The 18,083-nt window shown below is 56.2% G+C and carries 20 protein-coding genes; 5 read left to right on the top strand and 15 right to left on the bottom strand.

What is annotated here, in order from left to right:
• Nucleotides 1-22: 22 nt before the first annotated feature.
• The 3 genes from M655_RS08405 to codY form a co-directional block, all read right to left on the bottom strand.
• Complete coding sequence (locus tag M655_RS08405; RefSeq protein ID WP_005828200.1) at nt 23-895, bottom strand: MurR/RpiR family transcriptional regulator; 873 nt, start codon at nt 893-895, stop codon at nt 23-25.
• Nucleotides 896-901: 6 nt separating this feature from the next.
• Nucleotides 902-2,395: a M81 family metallopeptidase gene (locus tag M655_RS08400; RefSeq protein WP_026557888.1), complete on the bottom strand. Its 1,494-nt coding sequence runs from the start codon at nt 2,393-2,395 to the stop codon at nt 902-904.
• 277 nt (nt 2,396-2,672) lie between these two features.
• Nucleotides 2,673-3,449, bottom strand: coding sequence for a GTP-sensing pleiotropic transcriptional regulator CodY (codY, locus tag M655_RS08395; protein WP_005828198.1), 777 nt, complete (start codon nt 3,447-3,449; stop codon nt 2,673-2,675).
• Between the two features lie 191 nt (nt 3,450-3,640).
• Here codY and M655_RS08390 point away from each other — a divergent pair, with 191 nt between their 5' ends.
• Nucleotides 3,641-3,742: a YjcZ family sporulation protein gene (locus tag M655_RS08390; RefSeq protein ID WP_035317240.1), complete on the top strand. Its 102-nt coding sequence runs from the start codon at nt 3,641-3,643 to the stop codon at nt 3,740-3,742.
• A gap of 78 nt (nt 3,743-3,820) precedes the next feature.
• Here M655_RS08390 and M655_RS08385 read toward each other — a convergent pair whose 3' ends face one another.
• From M655_RS08385 to M655_RS08365, 5 genes are all read right to left on the bottom strand, one after another.
• Entirely contained in the window at nt 3,821-4,597 is a 777-nt protein-coding gene (locus M655_RS08385; protein ID WP_005828196.1) for a sporulation protein, read from the bottom strand.
• A 58-nt stretch (nt 4,598-4,655) separates the two neighbouring features.
• Nucleotides 4,656-5,201 carry a sporulation membrane protein YtrI gene (locus M655_RS08380; RefSeq protein WP_005828194.1) on the bottom strand — a complete coding sequence of 182 codons (546 nt, stop codon included), beginning with the start codon at nt 5,199-5,201 and terminating at the stop codon, nt 4,656-4,658.
• Entirely contained in the window at nt 5,198-5,509 is a 312-nt protein-coding gene (locus tag M655_RS08375; RefSeq protein WP_007783237.1) for a YtrH family sporulation protein, read from the bottom strand. The genes M655_RS08380 and M655_RS08375 overlap by 4 nt, the downstream gene beginning before the upstream one ends.
• A 161-nt stretch (nt 5,510-5,670) precedes the next feature.
• The gene (locus M655_RS08370) at nt 5,671-5,895 is read right to left on the bottom strand and encodes a hypothetical protein (RefSeq protein ID WP_005828188.1); all 225 of its coding nucleotides are present in this window, start codon (nt 5,893-5,895) and stop codon (nt 5,671-5,673) included.
• 1 nt (nt 5,896) lies between these two features.
• The gene (locus M655_RS08365; RefSeq protein ID WP_005828186.1) at nt 5,897-6,154 is read right to left on the bottom strand and encodes a hypothetical protein; all 258 of its coding nucleotides are present in this window, start codon (nt 6,152-6,154) and stop codon (nt 5,897-5,899) included.
• Nucleotides 6,155-6,212: 58 nt separating this feature from the next.
• Here M655_RS08365 and M655_RS08360 point away from each other — a divergent pair, with 58 nt between their 5' ends.
• Together M655_RS08360 and M655_RS08355 are read left to right on the top strand one after the other, a co-directional pair.
• Nucleotides 6,213-7,460 carry an MFS transporter gene (locus tag M655_RS08360; protein WP_025843932.1) on the top strand — a complete coding sequence of 416 codons (1,248 nt, stop codon included), beginning with the start codon at nt 6,213-6,215 and terminating at the stop codon, nt 7,458-7,460.
• Nucleotides 7,461-7,598 (top strand): hypothetical protein, encoded by a 138-nt coding sequence (locus M655_RS08355; protein ID WP_005828182.1) that lies wholly within the window; start codon nt 7,461-7,463, stop codon nt 7,596-7,598.
• A 106-nt stretch (nt 7,599-7,704) separates the two neighbouring features.
• On the opposite strand, the gene M655_RS08350 is transcribed toward M655_RS08355, so the two are convergent.
• Both M655_RS08350 and M655_RS08345 read right to left on the bottom strand, forming a co-directional pair.
• Complete coding sequence (locus tag M655_RS08350) at nt 7,705-8,214, bottom strand: hypothetical protein (protein WP_005828179.1); 510 nt, start codon at nt 8,212-8,214, stop codon at nt 7,705-7,707.
• Nucleotides 8,215-8,232: 18 nt separating this feature from the next.
• Nucleotides 8,233-9,312, bottom strand: a complete 1,080-nt coding sequence (locus M655_RS08345) for a M42 family metallopeptidase (RefSeq protein WP_005828177.1) — start codon at nt 9,310-9,312, stop codon at nt 8,233-8,235.
• Between the two features lie 154 nt (nt 9,313-9,466).
• On the opposite strand from M655_RS08345, the gene M655_RS08340 reads away from it, so the two are divergent.
• Together M655_RS08340 and M655_RS08335 are read left to right on the top strand one after the other, a co-directional pair.
• Nucleotides 9,467-10,288, top strand: coding sequence for a GNAT family N-acetyltransferase (locus tag M655_RS08340; RefSeq protein ID WP_005828175.1), 822 nt, complete (start codon nt 9,467-9,469; stop codon nt 10,286-10,288).
• 306 nt (nt 10,289-10,594) lie between these two features.
• Nucleotides 10,595-11,896: a BaiN/RdsA family NAD(P)/FAD-dependent oxidoreductase gene (locus M655_RS08335; RefSeq protein ID WP_005828173.1), complete on the top strand. Its 1,302-nt coding sequence runs from the start codon at nt 10,595-10,597 to the stop codon at nt 11,894-11,896.
• A gap of 242 nt (nt 11,897-12,138) precedes the next feature.
• Here M655_RS08335 and M655_RS08330 read toward each other — a convergent pair whose 3' ends face one another.
• From M655_RS08330 to M655_RS08310, 5 genes are all read right to left on the bottom strand, one after another.
• Entirely contained in the window at nt 12,139-12,339 is a 201-nt protein-coding gene (locus M655_RS08330; protein ID WP_005828171.1) for a hypothetical protein, read from the bottom strand.
• A gap of 6 nt (nt 12,340-12,345) precedes the next feature.
• Entirely contained in the window at nt 12,346-14,826 is a 2,481-nt protein-coding gene (locus M655_RS08325; protein ID WP_026557887.1) for a septation ring formation regulator EzrA, read from the bottom strand.
• A 98-nt stretch (nt 14,827-14,924) separates the two neighbouring features.
• Nucleotides 14,925-15,527 carry a forespore capture DNA-binding protein RefZ gene (gene refZ / locus M655_RS08320; protein ID WP_005828166.1) on the bottom strand — a complete coding sequence of 201 codons (603 nt, stop codon included), beginning with the start codon at nt 15,525-15,527 and terminating at the stop codon, nt 14,925-14,927.
• A gap of 508 nt (nt 15,528-16,035) precedes the next feature.
• Nucleotides 16,036-16,941, bottom strand: coding sequence for a hypothetical protein (locus tag M655_RS08315; RefSeq protein WP_026557886.1), 906 nt, complete (start codon nt 16,939-16,941; stop codon nt 16,036-16,038).
• Nucleotides 16,942-17,065: 124 nt separating this feature from the next.
• Nucleotides 17,066-18,061, bottom strand: a complete 996-nt coding sequence (locus tag M655_RS08310) for an MBL fold metallo-hydrolase (RefSeq protein WP_005828162.1) — start codon at nt 18,059-18,061, stop codon at nt 17,066-17,068.
• Between the last annotated feature and the right edge of the window lie 22 nt (nt 18,062-18,083).

The following is an 18,083-nucleotide window of genomic DNA, read 5'->3' as shown; positions in this document are numbered from 1 at the left end:
CATCCCCTTTTTTCTCTCACCGTCACATATCGGTTTCTCCCACGAAGGGATAAATTTGGCGACTCGTGTTCTCGTAATGGCGCAGCCGCTCCTGCACCTGCTCGCCGTCGGCCTGGACCACGCCGCTGACGAGAATGTTCAGCATGGAAAAAATCGCGGTCATCCCTTTCAGGGCGGTTGGCGCAGGGGCGTACACCTTCAAGACTTGATCGGCAATCGGACCGACCGGGGACAGCTCGTCGTCGGTAATCCCGAGCACGACAGCGCCCCGCTCCTTCGCCGCCTTGGTGAACAAAATCGTTTCGTTGACGTAGCGGGGAAAAGAGAGCGCAATCACCAGCCAGTCTGCATTGATCTGGGTCAGCAAATAGTTCGCATCATCGACAGGGCCGTTGTACAGGTGCGCGTTTCCTTTTACGACATTGAGCGCAAAAGCGAGCCAGTGAGCCGGAGCGTAAGAGCTGCGGAAGCCGACGACGAGAATGTGCTTGGCGGACATAATGCGCGTGATCGCATGCTGAAGCTGCTCCTTTTGCAGCCCGCCCAGCGTTTGCCGGATGTAGGCGACATCTTGTTCCAGGTTGAAGGAGAGCAGATCGTCCTGTCCGCGCAAATTTTCCGCCGCCGCCCGCAGGCTGCTGATGGCGTCTTCTTTTTGCACTCGTTCGAGCAAGGAGCTGCGAATTTCATTTTGCAATTCGCTGTACCCGGAGTAACCGAGCGCGTAGGAGAGGCGAATGACTGTCGTTTCGCTCGTCCCACTCAGCGCTCCGACCACTTTGGCGGGCTTTTGGGCTACGATTTGTGGTTCGGCGAGAATGTATTTGGCGGCCAGCTTCTGCTGGTTGGTCAATTCCGGATAGTGCTTGCGAATGCGCTCCTGTACGTGTTCCATCGTTTTCTACTTCCTTGTCAGTTGTGGTAGGTTCGGATCGGTAATCGGATCGAGCGGGTAAAGCGGCCGGTTCGCCCGTTTGTACTCGAAAAAGCGGAAGTTCAATGTCGTCAGGCCAGGCGAATCGACCGTGATGACTTTGGCGCTGATCGGCTCGAAGGCGGCGCGGAAGTGCGTGCTCGATTTGAGCGCAACGATCTTGTAGCGCGTGACATCAATCCCGTGCAGTTGAAAAATTTGCTCATCGAGCACCTGCGACTTGACGGAGCAGACGATCACGTCCACGCCCCCGATTTGCAGGCGAACCGACTTGCCGTAGTCGGCCCGGGTGCCCCGCCCCATCGGCGTCGTCGCCACGAACTTGCCGTCGGTCAGCGCTTTGACATACGCCGTGACTTCAAGCGGCTCGCCGTGCAGGTCGTCTGTTTTCCCGCCCAGGCTCAGCTCGAGCGTGGCTCCGACTCCCGCCGCGAACGCTTGCTGCACCACCTCGGGATCGTACATGTAGCCGAAGCAGGCATCGGTCAACTGCGCTTCGAGCATGGCCCGCAGCAGATGAGTTCCGTCGCCGGGGGTTCCGCCGCCCGGGTTGTCCGATGTCTCGTTGATGACGATCGGCCTGCCTTCTGTCGCCAGCGCTTGCGCGATTCCCTCGGCAGGCGTCGGCATGATAAGCTCGAAGTCGTCCCGCCGTTCCCACACGAGCCGCGCCACATCCTCGCTCACTTTTCGCGCCAGCTCGCTGTCGTTGTTCGTGACCGCCAAAACCGCCACTCCCAGCTCGGGAATGTCCGTGTACGGAAAGCCGTGAAAAAACGCGCAGTCGATGACGTTTTCTTCCTTCTCCCAAGCCCAGCACGCTTCGTTGATTTCGCTTGCCGGAAAGTGGTGGGTAGCAGAGGTCGGGATCAACAAGGGCAATCTGGTCAAATGCATCGTCGGCTTCCACTCGCCGGCGACCATTTTGCGCGCGACATCAATCGCCTCCTGTCCACGCTCATAGCAGTCGACGTGCGGGTACAGATGGACGCCGAGCAGCGCGTCTGCTTCTTCCACCATCTGCGGCGTCATGTTCGCATGCAGGTCGAGCGTGCCGACCAGCGGAATCTCGTAGCCGACTACGCCGCGCACGGCCGCAAGCAGGTCGTCTTCCATATCGTCAATTCCTTCGGCGACGCCAGCCCCGTGCAGGGCAAGACAGATGGCGTCGGCGCCCTGTGCCAGACGCAGCCCTTCCAGCAGTTCGGCCTTCATCCGCTCGTACGTGTCGCGCGTGATCGTGCCTGCCGGATAGGCAAACGTGGAAAAGGTCGGCAAAAGCTCAATGCCCAGTTCCTCCGCCCGGTCGATCATTCCCCCTAAAAAGTTTCTCACTTTGCGGTTGCGATCCAGGATGACTTGCTGATGATCCCACTCCCAGCTCTGGAACAGGTCTAACGTGGAAGGAACGTTGGAAAACGTGTTCGTTTCGTGCACGACGCCGCCGATTGCCACTTTCAATCCGATCTCCTCCTCAATCGCTTTGCATTTTGAAGTTTAGACTTTAAATTTTGAATTTTTTGAAGTTCTTCCTTTTGGCAAATTATATCGGCAAAAAAATCACGAATCAATGATTAATTCATGAACTTTTTTCCAGTTGGAATGTACTCGTTGAGCGGCAAAGGACTTGCCCCTTCCTTTTGGCAAAACGTGTTCCCGCCTGTTCGCGCCTCTGCCCGCGCACGCAAACAAAGGCCCTCCCGTTTTCCGGGAGAGCCTTCTGTCTAAGCGCTGCGAATTACGATGTTTTCCACTTCGCCAGTTCGGATGGGAACTTGTCGTTGAGCACTTTGATATATGTACCTTTCATGCCGAGCGAGCGGGACTCCAGCACGCCTGCGCTGGCCAGCTTGCGCAGCGCGTTGACGATGACGGAACGAGTCAGACCCGCCTGGTCTGCCAGTTGACTGGCGACGAGCAAGCCTTCGCGCGCGTCGAGCTGCTCCATAATTTTTTCAATGGCGATCTGTTCGCTGTAGGACAGCGAAGACAGGGCAATTTTGGCGAACGTTTTGTCGCGCACTTCATTTTCAATCTGCTCTGTGCGCTGGCGAACGATCTTCATCCCGATGACGGTCGCGCCGATTTCGCCCAAAATCAAATCCTCGGTTTCAAACTCGCCATACGCCCGCAGCAGCACGAGTGTACCCAGGCGGCTGCCGCCTGCATTGATCGGCACGATGGTCGTCATCATTTGCGGGAACAGCCCTGCCAGTTCTTTTGGCACGAAGCTGTACGGACTTTCGATCGACTCGTTTGCGAGCGTCTGTGTCACTTCCAGCAGTTTTTGATGTATGCCGCTTCGCAGTTGAGTGGAAGACTGGCCTTCTTCATTCAGCGAAATTTCCTGGTTCAAGCCGCTGCCGAGAATCGTGCCGTCCGCCGTAATGATGTACACATTTGCCGAGATGACCTCTGACAGCAACTTGGCGAGATCCTGGAAGCCTACGCCGCTGCCTCCCATTGTTTTTTGCAGCATCACATTAATTTTCCTGGTTTTTTCCAACAAATTCATAATAATATCCTCCTTGGATTTCTTCATGCTCACAGTATTGTCAGAAAAATCCAGCCCTATACATCCAAATCAAAAAATTAGAAAGACACCTCATGGAACCGGCTTTTGCCCCAAAAATAGGTGTATGCCTGCACACGTTTGCCCTGGCCTTCGACTATGTTATAGAGGGAACAAACATCACGTCACGAATTATGGGAGGATTTCAAATGGGGCTGTTTAACGGAGGCTTTAACGGATTTGCACTGATTCTCGTCTTGTTCGTCCTGTTGACCATCGTTGGCGTAGACGACTAATCGTCCGCCTTGTCAATCCACGAAAAAATGGCTGTCTGGTTCGCATCCCAGACAGCCTTCTTTTTTGCTTTCCCTTGTTTAACGCAGTTGTTGCTTGATCTTCTGCTCGATGGCATCGGCAATCACGCGAGTCGGCTTTTGCAGATCGGCCTCGTAAAGCCGGAAGCGGACATAGCGTTCGTCGAGGTTAAACGCTTCTTCCCAGGCGCCCAGGAAGCCACGCGCGCGCTTGTCGAGCTCCAGCAGCACTTCCAGCTCGCCTTCGCGCAAGTAAAAGACGACTTCCAGCTCCTCCAGACGGCTACGGTATGCCCCTGTCGGACGGAACTCAAATTCCTGCACAAACGGATACGTGCGGCCCAGGTGGCGGTTGTACTCGCAGTCGACCTTGTACAACTGGAAGCCAATCGACTGGACCGCCTCCAGTACTTTTGCCATCAAAGGATGCGGACGCACTTCGATAAAGTCGGAGTCGCCCGGATCAATCGCGTTTTTAATATCCAATCCCGTCCGCAAATAAACGGGTTGACGTCCCATAGTCAGCGGTGTCTCATAAGGAAGCTGGAACGCAAAAGGCAGTACCTTGTCCTCCTTCGGCTGCAAATAGACGCGCTCAGTCAGACGGTACTTGACCAGCGTGCACTCTTCCTTCACCTTGTTGTCATTCACTTCGCGTTCGTAGTGTGTGATAACGTACATGTAGATTTCGTCGATTTCCTGCGCTACGTCTCCACCGGAGATGTGCACTTCGCCTTTTACGAGGTCTCCAGGAACGAGGGACTCCTGCTCCAAACGGGCATCGACTTTGGCCGCTCCGATTCCGACACTGGCCAGCAACTTTTTGAACATGGACATGTACTCGCCTCTCCTTTGCGTTCACCCCAGATCTTGCGACAGATCTGCCTTCAGGTTTCTATGTAGAAATATACGGGGGAAGAAAAAGAAAGTTTCGCGCTATCTTTTGCCAGACATCGTCGGATATGACCTCTGCCGTCACAAACACTTGCAGCGTCCGCGCGATAAACACGGTCTTGATCCGCACCTCCACCATCGTCTGGTCGGACAAGACATACTCCCGGCGGCGCAGCATCTCGTGCAGCACCTGGTGAACCTCCGCGACCTGCTCTGCTTTTTTGCCTTTGAGCGAGGCGAAGTCTTTTTCGATCAAATCGACCACCTGCACGACGATCGTCCCGTGCAGCGGCTGCTTCTGGTCCGCCGTCAAGACAAAGGCGCGGACTTCCTCGATGACCTGATCCTGCTTTTTGCGATAGACCCGCTGGTTTTGCTTCAGCTCCTGATTTTCCTCGTACAGCTTTTTATTTTGCAGCTCCAGGCTTTTGCGGACAAGCATCATCTGCTCCATCTCGCGTCCGTACACAAACAAAACCGCCGTTCCGCCCAACAGGCAGCCGATGAGCAGGAGAGCGAGATAGCGTTTCCACAGGACGATCATCATGAGCGCACCTGCACGAGCCACTGCACGCAAATCGTCCCGATGTGCGCGCCCAAAAACGCGACGACGATCATGACGAGCTGTTTGAACACAGGCGAAAAGTTGCCCATCAATATTTTCTCAATCTGCAAAAACGAGTCAAAGGTGCCGCCCAGAGCACCGACCAAGCCCCAGATTTTCAACTGGTCCGCAAGCTGGACCATCGAAAAAAGCGGAGGCTTTTCCGTCAAAAAGGCGCCCAAGCCGCCGCACAAAGATCCGCCCACGACGATGCCATAGGCCACAAAAAAGGTCAAAATGACTTGTGCCATGCTGTTTTCCCACCCTCTCGACTGCGCTGCCTATGCTTATCCCTACGCAGCTTGTCTGGCTTTTATGATTGAAAAGCCGCTGCCAGGCCCGCGCGAAAGGATCGGCTGCTTGGACAGGAAAAAAAGATGGCATGCTTTTGTCGGCAGCATGCCACATGCGCTCACGGCTTGTTCTTGCCCCACCTGCGCAGACGCCTCTGAATGCGCGGCGAGTTCATCACCATGAGATCCATAAACAGGTTGACCATATTCGGGTTGCTCAGCACCTGTTTGAACACTTCCGGATTTTCCTTAAACCATTGCTCGTTGGCCTTGATCCAGGCTTTGAAGCCCTGATTCGAGCGATAGTGATTGTTCAAGCGGCGAACCGGCCGATATGCGCTCATCTCAATCTATCCCTTCGTCAAAGAATATGGAGAGGAGAAAGATGATAACGATAATCCAGATCACCGTTTCAAAGCCATCCTGGTTGAAAAAGCCGAAACCTTTCATGACAGATCCCCCCTTCACGCTGGCTCGAACCGTCGCACCTGGCATACCGCCCATGGTACCTTTCTCTATAGGTATATGTATCGGGGAAAAGTTTGGATTGGACATATGCCTGCCTGTCGCGCACATTTGTACGCTCGCCCAATTTTGTTGCATAGAGACAAACCTCTTTCACTCATACTAGAAGAGACGATACCAACAAAAGGAGGCGATTATGACAGCCTCGAGTGGAGCTCTCTGGCGCAACAAGCCTTATTTGATCCTGCTATTGCTCGTTTTTTTCATGCACCTGGCCTCGTATCTGGTCATTCCGGTCTTTCCGATCTTTTTGCAGAAGGTGCGGCAGTTGCATCTCGCCCAGGTCGGCTTCATTTTGGGCGCGGGCAGCATTGCGTACCAGATTGGCAGCCTGATCGGCGGGCCGATGTCGGATCGCTGGGGCCGCCGCGCGATCATCACGCTTGGCGCACTGCTTCAAGGAGGGGCCATGCTCGGCTATCACTACAGCGCGTCGTACGGGCTTTTTCTGCTGTTTTCCTCCGTGAACGGTCTGGGGCTTGGCCTGTTGGCCCCCACGATCAAGGCGATGATTGCCGATGAGGTGGCGGAAGCACAGCGTACAGCCGCTTTTTCGTGGCGGGGGATTCTCGCCCACAGCGGCATTATCGTAGCGGGTCTGGTCATTACCTGGATGACGTCCGTCGGCCAGCAACCGTTTATGATCGCAGCCGCGGTATTTGGCCTGCTCGCCGTGCTGACGTTTTTTTCCTTGCCAGATGATCGCTGTGTCGGGCCTGCCTGCCGCCACACGCCGATCTCGGAATACCGGCATATTTTGAAGCACCGCAGCTTCCTGTTGTTTTCCGCGATTACTTTGCTGATTTGGGCGTTGTATGCGCAATTTACGATGATCTTGCCTTTGCGCGGCGAGCACGTCCTGCATTCCGCGACGCTCATCGGCCTCGTCTGGACGATCAACTCGCTCGCTGTCGTCCTGCTGCAAGGCTTCGTCTCGCGCTTTGTCCTTTCGCGAATCAACCCGTATGTGGCGCTTGCCGCCGGAACGACCTTGCTCGGCGCGGGCCTGACCTTGATGGGCTGGGCCAATCAATTCGTCACGCTCAGCGCCGCAGCCGTCGTATTTATTGTCGGCGAAATGCTGTTCATGCCTGTCCAGGATTCGCTCGTCACTCATTTTGCCAAGGAAGAATGGCTCGGAGCGTACTTCGGCTTCTCCAACTTCGTATCCGGCGTCGGCACGGCTCTCGGGACGAGCATCGGCGGCACGATGGTGGAAAAGCTCGGGGGAGTCGGCAGCCGAAGCCCATGGATCGGCTACGGGATCATCACGCTTTTGCTCGCGGCGCTGCTCGGCTTATTCGCGATTTATGCGATGCCGCGCCACAAAAACCCGGAGCAGGCTCCCGAACCGAAATCGGGAAGAAAGGAAGGTGCCACGTAAATGAGCAAGCAAAACAACCAGGATCAAGCGGGGAAAATGCGGGAGGCAGACCGCAGCCCCCAGCCGAAATCCGTGCAAAACGACGCCCCCGGCTACGGGGACAAAAAGCTGGAAGGGCCGGATCGCCCTGCTACTTGACGGATTGCCTGTGCTGCATCGCCGCAAGCCGATGCGCAGACGAAAAAGCCATTTCCCCTGGATCGGTGGAAATGGCTTTTTTTCTTGCTCGCCTGTTTTGGCCTGTTCAGTTGATCGACACGAGCCTGTACGGTAGCGAAAACTCGTCGAGCTTTTGCAAAAAGGCCTGGCTTGCGCTCTCGTCAGGAGCTATCAACTGCAAATAGCGCGTGAAGTAAAACACAATCCGGTCCTCGCTGCCCTCCTTCAAGCGGTAGTGCGAGAGCGTGGCAATGTCTGTGAGCCCGTAAAAAAACGCATAGCGCTCAGGGGTGAGCGGCGCCTGAAACGAGCGGCTGACGACGATGCCGTTGCTGCGGTTTTCCTTGCTGTTGTCTTTCGTCGCCCCGAGAAAACGCAGCGTCTCCGCAGCGCGTCTCGCCCCCAATTTTTCCGCCAGCATGCTGTCGTTGTACTCCACTTCCACATCGGTCAGCCGCTCGCGTACAGACTCCAGCATGGACATCAGCACTTTGCGGACAGCCAGATTTTCCGTGGCGAACTGGTTGTCGAAGACGTTAAATTCGTAAGACGTCGCCTGGCCCTGGCGCTTCGTGTACAAAACAATCGCGTTCAAAAGCGCCACCTCCCCTCATTATCTCGGCAAAATCGACGCAAAGGTCGCCCGATCCAGCTTGCGCACGATGGAGAACAACAGCCGCTTGGCCGCTTCGTAATCGTTGCGGTCAATGATGGACGCATGGCTGTGAATGTAGCGGGAAGGGATGCCGATGACAGCCGACGGCACGCCTTTTCCGTGGTTTTGCACGACATTGGCGTCCGTAGATCCTTTGGCCACGTAGTACTGGTACGGGATGTTCTCCTGCTCGCAGGTCGAAATAAGCAGTTCGCGCAGTCCCAGCGGCATCATGTACAGCGGATCGTATATGCGCATCAAAAGGCCGCCGCCCAGTTTGCCGCCTTCGTCTCTCACGCCGGGAATGTCCGTGGCCGGGCTGGCGTCCAAAGCGAGGAACAAATCAGGCTCGATCGCAGCCGCGGCTGTTTTCGCCCCGCGCATGCCAGACAGCTCTTCCTGGACCGTAGCCCCGACGTAGACGACGTTCGGATGGCCCGGGCGCTCGTGCAGCTCTTTTGCCAGTTCGACTGCCAGGCTGCAGCCGTAGCGGTTGTCCCACGCTTTTGCCATGAGGCGGTTCGGATTGGCCATGACCTGCAGCGGGCATACCGGAACGATCTGCTGTCCCGGACGCACGCCTGCCTGCTCGGCTTCCGCGCGCGAGTCGACGCCGATGTCGATAAACATGTTGCGAATGTCCATCGGGCGATTCCGCTGGTCTTCACTCAGCACATGCGGCGGAATCGAGCTGATGACGCCCTCGATCGCGCCTTTTTCCGTGATGATCTGGACGCGCTGGGCAAGCAAAACTTGTCCCCACCAGCCTCCGAGCGTCTGAAACGAAATAAAGCCTTGGTCGGAAATGCGCGTCACCATGAAGCCGACTTCATCCATATGTCCGGCCACCATGATTTTCGGACCGTTTTCATCGCCGCGCATTACCCCGAGCATGCTGCCAAGGTTGTCGTAGACAAATTCGTTTGTATAGGCACCTATGTATTCCCGCATGATAGCGCGGACCGAACCTTCGAAGCCTGGCGCTCCCGGCGCTTGTGTCAGCCGATTCCACAGCTCCCATTGAAAGTCGTTTTCCATCGTGGTCAAGCCTCCTGTCATCCCTAGCAGATGTTTGTCTGTCTCTCCTATTATCCGCAAGGCTGCCGGGGGATGCAACCGTTCCCAAGCAGGAATGTGCCTCCCTTTGTTCGAATGAAGTAAAAACGAAAAACTGGATAGGAGGAAAAAGCAAATGGCAATCACCTTGCGAAAACTGACCGAGGCGAGCGAAATCGAGCAACTGGAAACGATGGAAGGAAAAATATGGGACCCTTCGTCGGCCATTCCGTACCACATGACGCTGACGATGCACAAATTTGGCGGACTGTTCCTCGGGGCGTTTGACGGGGACGAGATGATCGGCTTTTTGTACAGCTTTCCCGGCTATACCAACGGCGAGACGCATCTCTGTTCCCACATGCTCGGCTTTTTGCCCGCGTATCGCAAGCAAGGACTCGGAGTGAAGATGAAGTGGCTGCAAAAGGAAGAAGCCAAAGCGCTGGGCCATTCCAAAATTACCTGGACGTACGACCCCCTGGAAACGGTGAACGGCGTCCTGAATATCGTCAAGCTTGGCGGAATCGTCCGCACGTATTTGCCCAACTGCTACGGCGACCTCGACGACGACTTCAACCGCGGCCTGCCGACTGATCGTTTTCTCGTCGAGTGGTTCATCGACAGCGGACGCGTGGAAGCCCGCCAGGCAGAAGGCGCACCGCGCCGTGCCTACGACGCTGCCCCTGACATTTTGCGCTATGAAATAGTCGACGGCCTTCCGGCTCCGGTCGCTTTCGACACCGCGCATGAAGAGCCTGTCTTGCTGCTTCCAGTCCCGGCCTTTTTCCAGCAGGTGAAGCAGGCGGACATGAACATCGCCTCGGCCTGGCGCGAGCAAACCGGCGAGCTGTTCACCAGCTACTTCGCCAAAGGCTACATCGTCACAGACATCGTCCGCGATGAAGCGGTTGTCAGATACGTGCTGGAGAAAAAGCCGCTGTCTGCGGTACTTGGGTGAGTTGGCGTTGGGGTGGGGTTCAAACAGTCTCGCTCTTTTTGGGTAAAAGCACCCTGTCTTTTTGGCGCGTGGCAGGCGGGGTGGCGGTTAAGGCTCCCTGCCTTTTTGGCGCGGTATGCTGGCTTGTGCTTCCAACGTTCCCACCTTTTTTGGCGCGACATGCGGCCTGTGTTCCCCACCTGCCCCCTTTTTTAGCGCGACATACACGCTTGTGTTCCCACCCTCCCCCTCTATCTGAGCGCTAACATAGCCTCTTGTGGTAAAATGAAGGATGCCCTACCCTACAACATAAAAGGACGAGAATACATGAATCGATCACAGTACGACTATGACGTTATCATTATCGGCGGCGGGCCGTCCGGGCTGATGGCCGCTGTGGCGGCGTCGAGCCGGGGAGCGCGCGTCTGCCTGGTGGAAAAAGGCGGCAAGCTGGGACGCAAGCTCATCATTTCCGGCGGCGGCCGCTGCAACGTGACCAACGCCAAGGAGCAGGACGAGCTTATCAAGCAAATGCCCGGCAACGGCCGTTTTATGTATAGTGCGCTTGCGCAATTCGGCAACCGCGACATCATTCAGTTTTTTGAGGAACTGGGCGTCGCCCTGAAGGAAGAGGACCGCGGGCGGATGTTTCCCGTCACCGATAAAGCAGTGACGGTCGCCCAAGCGTTGATCGACCGGTTGAAGCAGCAGCATGTCGACATCCGGCTGAACGCTCCCGTGAAGGAAGTTGTCTACGAAAACGGTCGAGCCGCAGGCATTTTGCTGCAATCCGGCGAAAAGCTGACAGCCTGCTGCGTCATTATCGCCGTCGGCGGCTGCTCGGTGCCGCAGACAGGCTCGACGGGAGACGGCTACGCCTGGGCCAAGGCGGCAGGCCATACGATCACGGACCTGTATCCGACAGAAGTGCCGCTCACCGCAAACGACTCCTTCATCCGCGACAAAACGCTGCAAGGACTGTCCCTGCGCGACATTACAATGACCTTGTACGCGCCGAACGGGAAAAAGATTAACACCCAGGAAGGCGATATGATTTTCACCCATTTCGGTCTGTCCGGGCCAGCCTCGCTGCGAATGGGGCACTACGTCTCCATCAGCCAGCGCAAATACGGCGCCGTCCCGCTGGCGCTCACGCTTGATCTGATGCCTGCCAAAAGCAAGGAGGAAGTCAGCGCAGAAAGCTGGAAACTACTGGAGGAACAGCCAAAAAAAGCGGTCAAAAACGTGCTCAAAGGCTACTTGCCGGAGCGAATGATTCCGCTCATCCTGTCGCTCGCCCAGATTGCCGAGGACACGACGTTGAGCCATATGAAAAAGCAGGAGTGGGCAAGTCTTGCGGGCATCATCAAAGCATTTCCGCTGACGATCACGGGAACGCTGTCCCTGGAGGAAGCTTTTATTACAGGCGGCGGCGTCAGCGTCAAGGAAATCGACCCGCGCACGATGCGCTCGAAGCTGATGGACGGCCTGTATTTTGCCGGCGAAGTCATGGACGTGCACGCCCATACCGGAGGCTACAACATTACTATCGCCTTTTCCTCGGGACATGCGGCGGGCACGCACAGCGCCGAAGAAGCTTTGGAATTTTTTTGCGAGAATAACGTTTAGGAAAACACGAATCGGGGAAACTAGGAGGCAGGTACTCTTTTTTGCGAAAGAGTAATCAGCACCTTACTCCCCCCTAGTTGTAAGGTGCTGGTTATCAGACCTTTACTCCCTTTATCTTCCCTATATGGAGCATCGCCTCGTGAGCGGTGCTTCTTTTTTTGTTGCGCAAAAAACACCTGCCGCCCGCGAGAATCGCGTCCTCGTTGCTCGTGCGACAGGTGTTTTTGCTTGTGCTCTTATCCCTATCCGGCCAACCGGAACAAATAAGCGAAGCCAGCCAGCATAAAGGCCAGGCCGAGCAAAAAAAACGTGTTGGCCCGCTGCTTGACCCGCTGTTCATTGCCCCGGAAATACGCGTTCATCCGCGCCTGCCATCTTTTGGTGCGCGGCTGGAGCATGACGAGAACGCCCGCCGCGATCAGAAAAACGGGAAGGAGTTGCATGGATGCTCACCCCTTTTTCTTTCTGCGCAAAAGCCAGCGGTTATCCGCCTCGGCTGGCGCACCTTCCACGACGAGACGCGCCTCCTCCGCCAACTGGTAAGCTTCCGTGAAGGCCAACTGCCTGAACGCCTGCTCCGCTTTGGTCAACAGCTCATTGACGTGCCGGTTTTGCCGGCGGTAGCGGTTGGTGTACTGGATGGCTCCCTCCGCCAACTGGCAGGAGGAAATCGTCTGCTCGGCCATCCGCTCGGTTTCTACGACCAGCTCGCGCGCATCCTGAATCAAAATCGCCACTTCCTCCAGATCGTAGCGGTATTGCTCCATCACCATCTTGATCCGCCCCAAAGTCTGGACGACTTCTTCAAACATATATTTGAGCTGATCCGGAATGCCCGGCAAATAGCTTCGCTTGATCTGCTGGCGCACGCGAACGAGCGTGCTGGAGATGCGCTCCAGCTCGTCGAGGGCATCGTCCTCGGTTTCGATCAGCAAATAATCCGGCTCTTCCTCCAGATGAGGCTCCTCCAACTCCGGCTCCGCCTGACTCTTCGGAATGACCAGCTCGTATTCGGTTTCCTCTTCGTGCTCACGGCTTGCCTGCTGGGCGGGCGCATGGGGCACCGAGGTTTTCTCCGGCTTCGCAGGCCGCTTGACTGCCTGCAACAGCACAGCCCGTTCTGCCTCGCTCAACTGGTCGCTCGTCCCTGCCTCAGTCTCTGCGTGTGCGGACAGATCCACCGCTTCCTCCTGCTTGGGCGCGGACAATCCTTGCGCCTCGCGCCCGAACGCTTGCGGCTCTCTGTCGATGACAAGTGGCTGCGCTGTCTCCTTGCCAGCCAGGTTCCACGCCTCCGCAGCCTGCTCGATGATCGCTGCGACCTCCGCTTCGCTGACTTCCCGTTCTTTTTCTGCCAATGCACTGTTCGTTCTTTCCGGCTCTGCCTCGTCTGCGAGCGGCTCCTCTGCAAGCACAGGCGGCTTTTCCAGGGCTGGCGCCGCAGCGGCTGCTGCCTCGTGCTGAGCGAGCACGCCTTCTTCAATGCTCTGGTACGTCGTGTCAAGCAGCACGTCAAACGCCTTGGAATGAGTCATGACCATCTCCAGATTGCCCTCTTCCAGCGCGGTTTTTGCGGAGGAAAGCAACTGTTTGGCCTGCAGCAGCGCCTTGTCCAGCGAATCCTGCTTCAAGTCGAAGCCGTCGCGCGTCGCCTGGCTGATTCCGTCCTCCAGTTGCTTGAACTCTTCCGGCATTTCCTTTTTCACGCGCTGCACCAGCGCCGGAATCTGCTCCATCGCTTGGCCGACCCGCTCCAGAATCTGTTGGGCCTTGAGCGTCGTATCGTAGGCGCCAATATCGTCGCCCGCCGCCCGCGACGTTTTCACGAGGTTGCGCATCGTCTCTACTTCGTCCAGCGACGCTTTCAGTTCGTGAAAAGCCAGTCCGTATTCCAGCCGCAAATCGGACAGGCGGCGCTCCATCTGCTCCACCTGCTTACCGATCTCCGGGATGACGACCTTGTTTTCCTGTTTGGCAATCGCTACCTTTGTCGTGTCTTCCTTCAGGTCGTTCAGCTCATCCTCGATCTGCGTCAGCGTCTGCCGCGCTTCATCGAGCATGCCCAAAGCCAGGGAAAACCGGAAACGGTCGCACGCTTCCTCCGCATCCAGAATCATCATCTCCACGTCTGGAATGCGGATGCGCAGCAAGTTTTCTTTTTTGTCAGCCAGGTGGTGGTAGCGCACCTCTGTCATTCCGCTGGAGCGGCGCAACGGCTTTTCCACCTCGATGACGTTGATTTTTTCGACCAGCTCGTCCTTCCAATCCTCTACATCATCGACTTGCTTGAAGATCCCGCGGCGGCGAATCATGGCGTAGATCAGCATGACGGACAGCACCGCGAACACAGCTCCGAGCGCGTATATCCACCACGGAATGCCGCCGAGCGCGTCTTTTTCTTCCGGCTGCTCCTGCGCTGCCGCATCAGCCGCGCCCGCAGTCGTTGCACCCTGCTTGTCGGAAAGGCTGCTCAGCTCCCGGTTCACTTCCCCGATCACAGTCTGAATGCCGGTCAAATACTGCTTCTGGTTGCGAAAAGGATCGTAGTACGACGCGATTTTGTCGTGCAACAACTCCATCGTCACGCCTTTGTTCTGCAACGCAGGCCCTGCGTACATCCCGATCTGCTCCGTGTTGTAGTCGAGCACGACCATCATCGCGTCATCAGCCAAATTGTAATTGTCAAACAGCTTCTGCGCGTACATGTCAGGGGATTCTGCTTCCGGAGCCGTGCTTTCCACCACGACAACCTTGTAGCTGCCAGGCAAGTTTTGCATCGATTTTTCAAACTTCGCCTTTTCGTCTTTTTTCAAATAGTTGTCGGCGTCCTGCACGACCTCATCGGTTTTGTCCGGAAAAGGCGTAGCGTACGCCGGATTCGTGTATAGCAACATGCCTGCCAGACAGAGCAGGAATAGTCTTCGTTTCACTTGTCAAACATCCCCTTTAGAAAACTTGGCTGCGCCAAAGCCATTGGCGGAGCCTTCGCTGCACTTGTGCAAAATAAAGTCACAGGAGAGGGCACATCCTATCCGGGCAGCAAAATCCCGCGCAAAAAGCGCATGATGGAATCGTGCAGCCATCTGGCGAACTCCTCGGAAAACAGCTCCAGGTCGTAAACCTGGCGAACCATTTGCGGTTGTAAAAACGGATATATCATCTGGCTGCTTACGGCCAGCACTATACGATCAACAGAGACAGGCAAAAAATCACCCGATGCCACGCCGCCCTCCAATACGCGCGAAAGGCCGTGCTTCCATCGGCTCATGTACAGCGTCATCACTTCACGGGCAAGCATCGACTCGACGCTCAACTCCCGGTGAACCAGCCGGGTGATCGGCGCATGCTCCATCTGGAAGCGCAAATACAACTGGATCACCTGTTCAAGTCGGTGAATGGCAGAGACATGCTCCTGCTCGGCTTCCTGTTCTTCCAGCAGCCGAAACAGCGTCTCAAAATAAGAGGCGATCAAGGTCTCCAACACTCCCTGCTTGCCCTGGAAGTGATAAGAAATCAGCGCGGAGTTCACTTTTGCTTCAGCAGCGATTTGTCTAACGGAAGTCCCTTTGTAGCCGTACGTGTCAAACAGCTTCGCGGCTGCGGACAAAATGCGCATTTTCGTCTGATCCATCGCTGGTTCCCATCCCCTTTACGCTCCGGCTTCACCAAGACCGGAAGCGACGATTGCCCAAAAGAGAAGCGACCGCGAAAATCGCAGAAGTCTCGTCTGCAAAATGCCTGATGCGGTCGCCGCAGACGCTTGGTTTCATCAGGCATCTTTCCCATTGTACCGATTATTCGACGCAAAAAGATAGACCTGTTGTTAGTTCGACAAAGTTTTCCAGTATTCCTTCTAGGAATTAAGACTCCCTCGCAAAAAAGCGCAAAGGAAAGCGGCCCGTTGTGCACATCTTCACAATGAGTAAAGACGGACAAAGTCCGCAAAGCGTTACCTCATCCTGCCTGAAAATCTTGCGAGCCAAAGCAGGCGGGCACGCACCTCCGGCCCATCCGTCACAGCAGCCGCCTTCCCGCCGCTTTTGCCATCGTCCGCGCCGCTTCGCAAACCGTCCGCCTCACGGAAAAAAGACGCTCCCTGTCCGCTGACATGGAAGGTAAGCGTCTTTTTCTTTGCTTGCTTATTTGCCGCCCTCTGCCGGGGCCGGAACCGGCTTTGCCCGCCCGTAGTTTTGCAGGTAGGTCTCCACCTGGGAATGCTCTTTTACCCGCTGGTCGTTCAAGTCGTATGCGGAGCGAATCGACATCTTCATGTTGGTCGGAAGCATCGTCGTTTTGTTGTAGTAAATCGTGTACTCCGCTTCGACGTCCATCTGATCGACCAACGCCTTCACGTCCTGGGACGGTTTCGCCTGAATCGAGGTGCCTCCCTGCCGCACGCTCGCACCTGCCCAGTCCCCATCAGAAAGCTGCATCGCCAGCTTCAGTCTCGGCTTGTGCCCGGGAAACGGCCCTGCGGCGGACTGAATCCGCGAGCCGGTGGCACTCTGCTCCTGCAGTTGCGCGGCCAGCCACGCCTTCAGCTTGGCTGAATCCAGCGTGACGCCGATCGCTTCCAGATCGTCCTCGGGGTTTTCGTCCGGCAGTTGACGGATGCCTTTTTTCATCTCATCCATTTGCTGGAAACAAAAACCAGGACTCCAGTTGTCCATCTCCTGCCGCAGCGCAACGCCTTCTCCCGGTACGGGCTTCCATTTTTCCCCTTGCCCTTGCTTGGCGTACAGCTCGCTGCCCTCGCGCAAAAGGGACAAAGTCTCCACCCGCTTTTCCTCCGGGACGGAAATTTTCACATTCATATACTCCGCTTCGCCGTCTTTTCGCCCGGAAAAGTTCACCATGTTGGCATTGGCGCTGTTTGCTGTCAACAGCTTGGTCCTGCCGTAAAACGCATACGAGCTTTGGGCCGCAAACTGGTCGCGCACCTGTTCAAAGGCGGAGCTGGGGTTTTGCTTGACGCCCATCTGATTGCAGCCGGCCAAAGCCGTGCAGGCTACAGACAAAAGGCATATCGTCCAATACTTGCGCATAGGCTTCCTCCCTCGGTTACCCTTTGGCCACTTCCAGGTGGTTCAGGGTAATTGTCCCTTTTATCGTTTCCGGGGAGGAATAGGCTTATTCTGCTTGGACAGCCAATGACAGGGATTCGTCTGGCTACAGGTGGTAGTACAAAACGCCGTCTTTCTCCTTGACTTCGACCTGGTGCAAAATCGTCAGCAGATCAATGTGCCCGATCGTCTCGGAAAGCGTCAACGGCAGCTCTTTTTCGTACAGCGTAGGGAACAGCAGCGTGGTCAACTCGTAGGCGGTTTTTTCGCCGTCGGCAAGCAGGCTGCGCAGCGTGTCTGTGCGGCTCCAGTTTTTTTGCAGCCGGGCCAAAATCAGCTCCCGATGGTCGGTGACGATCTCGCCATGGCCGGCCAGCACCCGCTCCACCTCCATGTCTGCACACATCTGCAGCGCCGTCCGGTATTGGACGAGCGTGAGCGGCCGTGCGCCCGAACGATCCCGCGGTGGTTCGATAAAGGCATTGGACGAAATATGTCCGATGATGTGGTCGCCGCCGATCATCGTTCGATCCCGCTCCCGGTACAGGGACAAGTGGCTTTGGCTGTGCCCCGGCGTGTAGAGCACCTGCCATTCCTCCAAGTTCGGCACCCGCTGCTTGTGCTTGAGCAACACGTCAATGCGGCTTGGCTCGGAGAAGGTCTTCATCAGCTTGTGAAACTTGGCGATGATGACCAGCATGTCGCTCGGCACGCCGCTTTTTTGGTACAGCTCCAGAAAAAACTGGTCGTGAAAATGCATGAAGTCCTCATCCAGCTCCACGTACGGCGCTGCTTGCGGATGGGCCAGCGTCACGGCGCCGGAGAGCTGCCGCACCTTTTCCAGTTGACCACAATGGTCAACGTGGTGGTGCGTCAGCACGATCTGCTCGATCTCCTCCACGCGGACTCCGGCAGACTGCAATCCTTCCGTCAGCGCCTGCCAGGCCTCGTCTGTCTTCGGCCCCACATCCACCAGCGTCAGCTTGTCGCCTTTTACCAAATAGACGTTGACCGCTCCGACACTGAACGGGGTGGGGATTTCCAGACAGTATATATCCGGTGTGATTTGTGTCGCCTTGGTGCGCAGTTCGCGTGTGTCCATGGGTCAACTCCTCCATCTGCCT

This window comes from Brevibacillus sp. NSP2.1, from assembly GCF_000470975.2.
In the GTDB taxonomy this organism is placed as follows: Bacteria; Bacillota; Bacilli; order Brevibacillales; family Brevibacillaceae; genus Brevibacillus; species Brevibacillus agri.
This window is presented reverse-complemented; position numbering and strand designations above follow the sequence as displayed.

Excerpts from the sequence above, each read along its gene's own strand:
- M655_RS08405 (WP_005828200.1), bottom strand. The coding sequence starts at position 895 with ATGGAACACGTACAGGAGCGCATTCGCAAGCACTATCCGGAATTGACC.
- codY (WP_005828198.1), bottom strand. The coding sequence starts at position 3,449 with ATGAATTTGTTGGAAAAAACCAGGAAAATTAATGTGATGCTGCAAAAA.
- M655_RS08390 (WP_035317240.1), top strand. The coding sequence starts at position 3,641 with ATGGGAGGATTTCAAATGGGGCTGTTTAACGGAGGCTTTAACGGATTT.
- M655_RS08385 (WP_005828196.1), bottom strand. The coding sequence starts at position 4,597 with ATGTCCATGTTCAAAAAGTTGCTGGCCAGTGTCGGAATCGGAGCGGCC.
- M655_RS08380 (WP_005828194.1), bottom strand. The coding sequence starts at position 5,201 with ATGATGATCGTCCTGTGGAAACGCTATCTCGCTCTCCTGCTCATCGGC.
- M655_RS08375 (WP_007783237.1), bottom strand. The coding sequence starts at position 5,509 with ATGGCACAAGTCATTTTGACCTTTTTTGTGGCCTATGGCATCGTCGTG.
- M655_RS08370 (WP_005828188.1), bottom strand. The coding sequence starts at position 5,895 with ATGAGCGCATATCGGCCGGTTCGCCGCTTGAACAATCACTATCGCTCG.
- M655_RS08365 (WP_005828186.1), bottom strand. The coding sequence starts at position 6,154 with ATGCAACAAAATTGGGCGAGCGTACAAATGTGCGCGACAGGCAGGCAT.
- M655_RS08360 (WP_025843932.1), top strand. The coding sequence starts at position 6,213 with ATGACAGCCTCGAGTGGAGCTCTCTGGCGCAACAAGCCTTATTTGATC.
- M655_RS08355 (WP_005828182.1), top strand. The coding sequence starts at position 7,461 with ATGAGCAAGCAAAACAACCAGGATCAAGCGGGGAAAATGCGGGAGGCA.
- M655_RS08345 (WP_005828177.1), bottom strand. The coding sequence starts at position 9,312 with ATGGAAAACGACTTTCAATGGGAGCTGTGGAATCGGCTGACACAAGCG.
- M655_RS08340 (WP_005828175.1), top strand. The coding sequence starts at position 9,467 with ATGGCAATCACCTTGCGAAAACTGACCGAGGCGAGCGAAATCGAGCAA.
- M655_RS08335 (WP_005828173.1), top strand. The coding sequence starts at position 10,595 with ATGAATCGATCACAGTACGACTATGACGTTATCATTATCGGCGGCGGG.
- M655_RS08330 (WP_005828171.1), bottom strand. The coding sequence starts at position 12,339 with ATGCAACTCCTTCCCGTTTTTCTGATCGCGGCGGGCGTTCTCGTCATG.
- refZ (WP_005828166.1), bottom strand. The coding sequence starts at position 15,527 with ATGGATCAGACGAAAATGCGCATTTTGTCCGCAGCCGCGAAGCTGTTT.
- M655_RS08315 (WP_026557886.1), bottom strand. The coding sequence starts at position 16,941 with ATGCGCAAGTATTGGACGATATGCCTTTTGTCTGTAGCCTGCACGGCT.
- M655_RS08310 (WP_005828162.1), bottom strand. The coding sequence starts at position 18,061 with ATGGACACACGCGAACTGCGCACCAAGGCGACACAAATCACACCGGAT.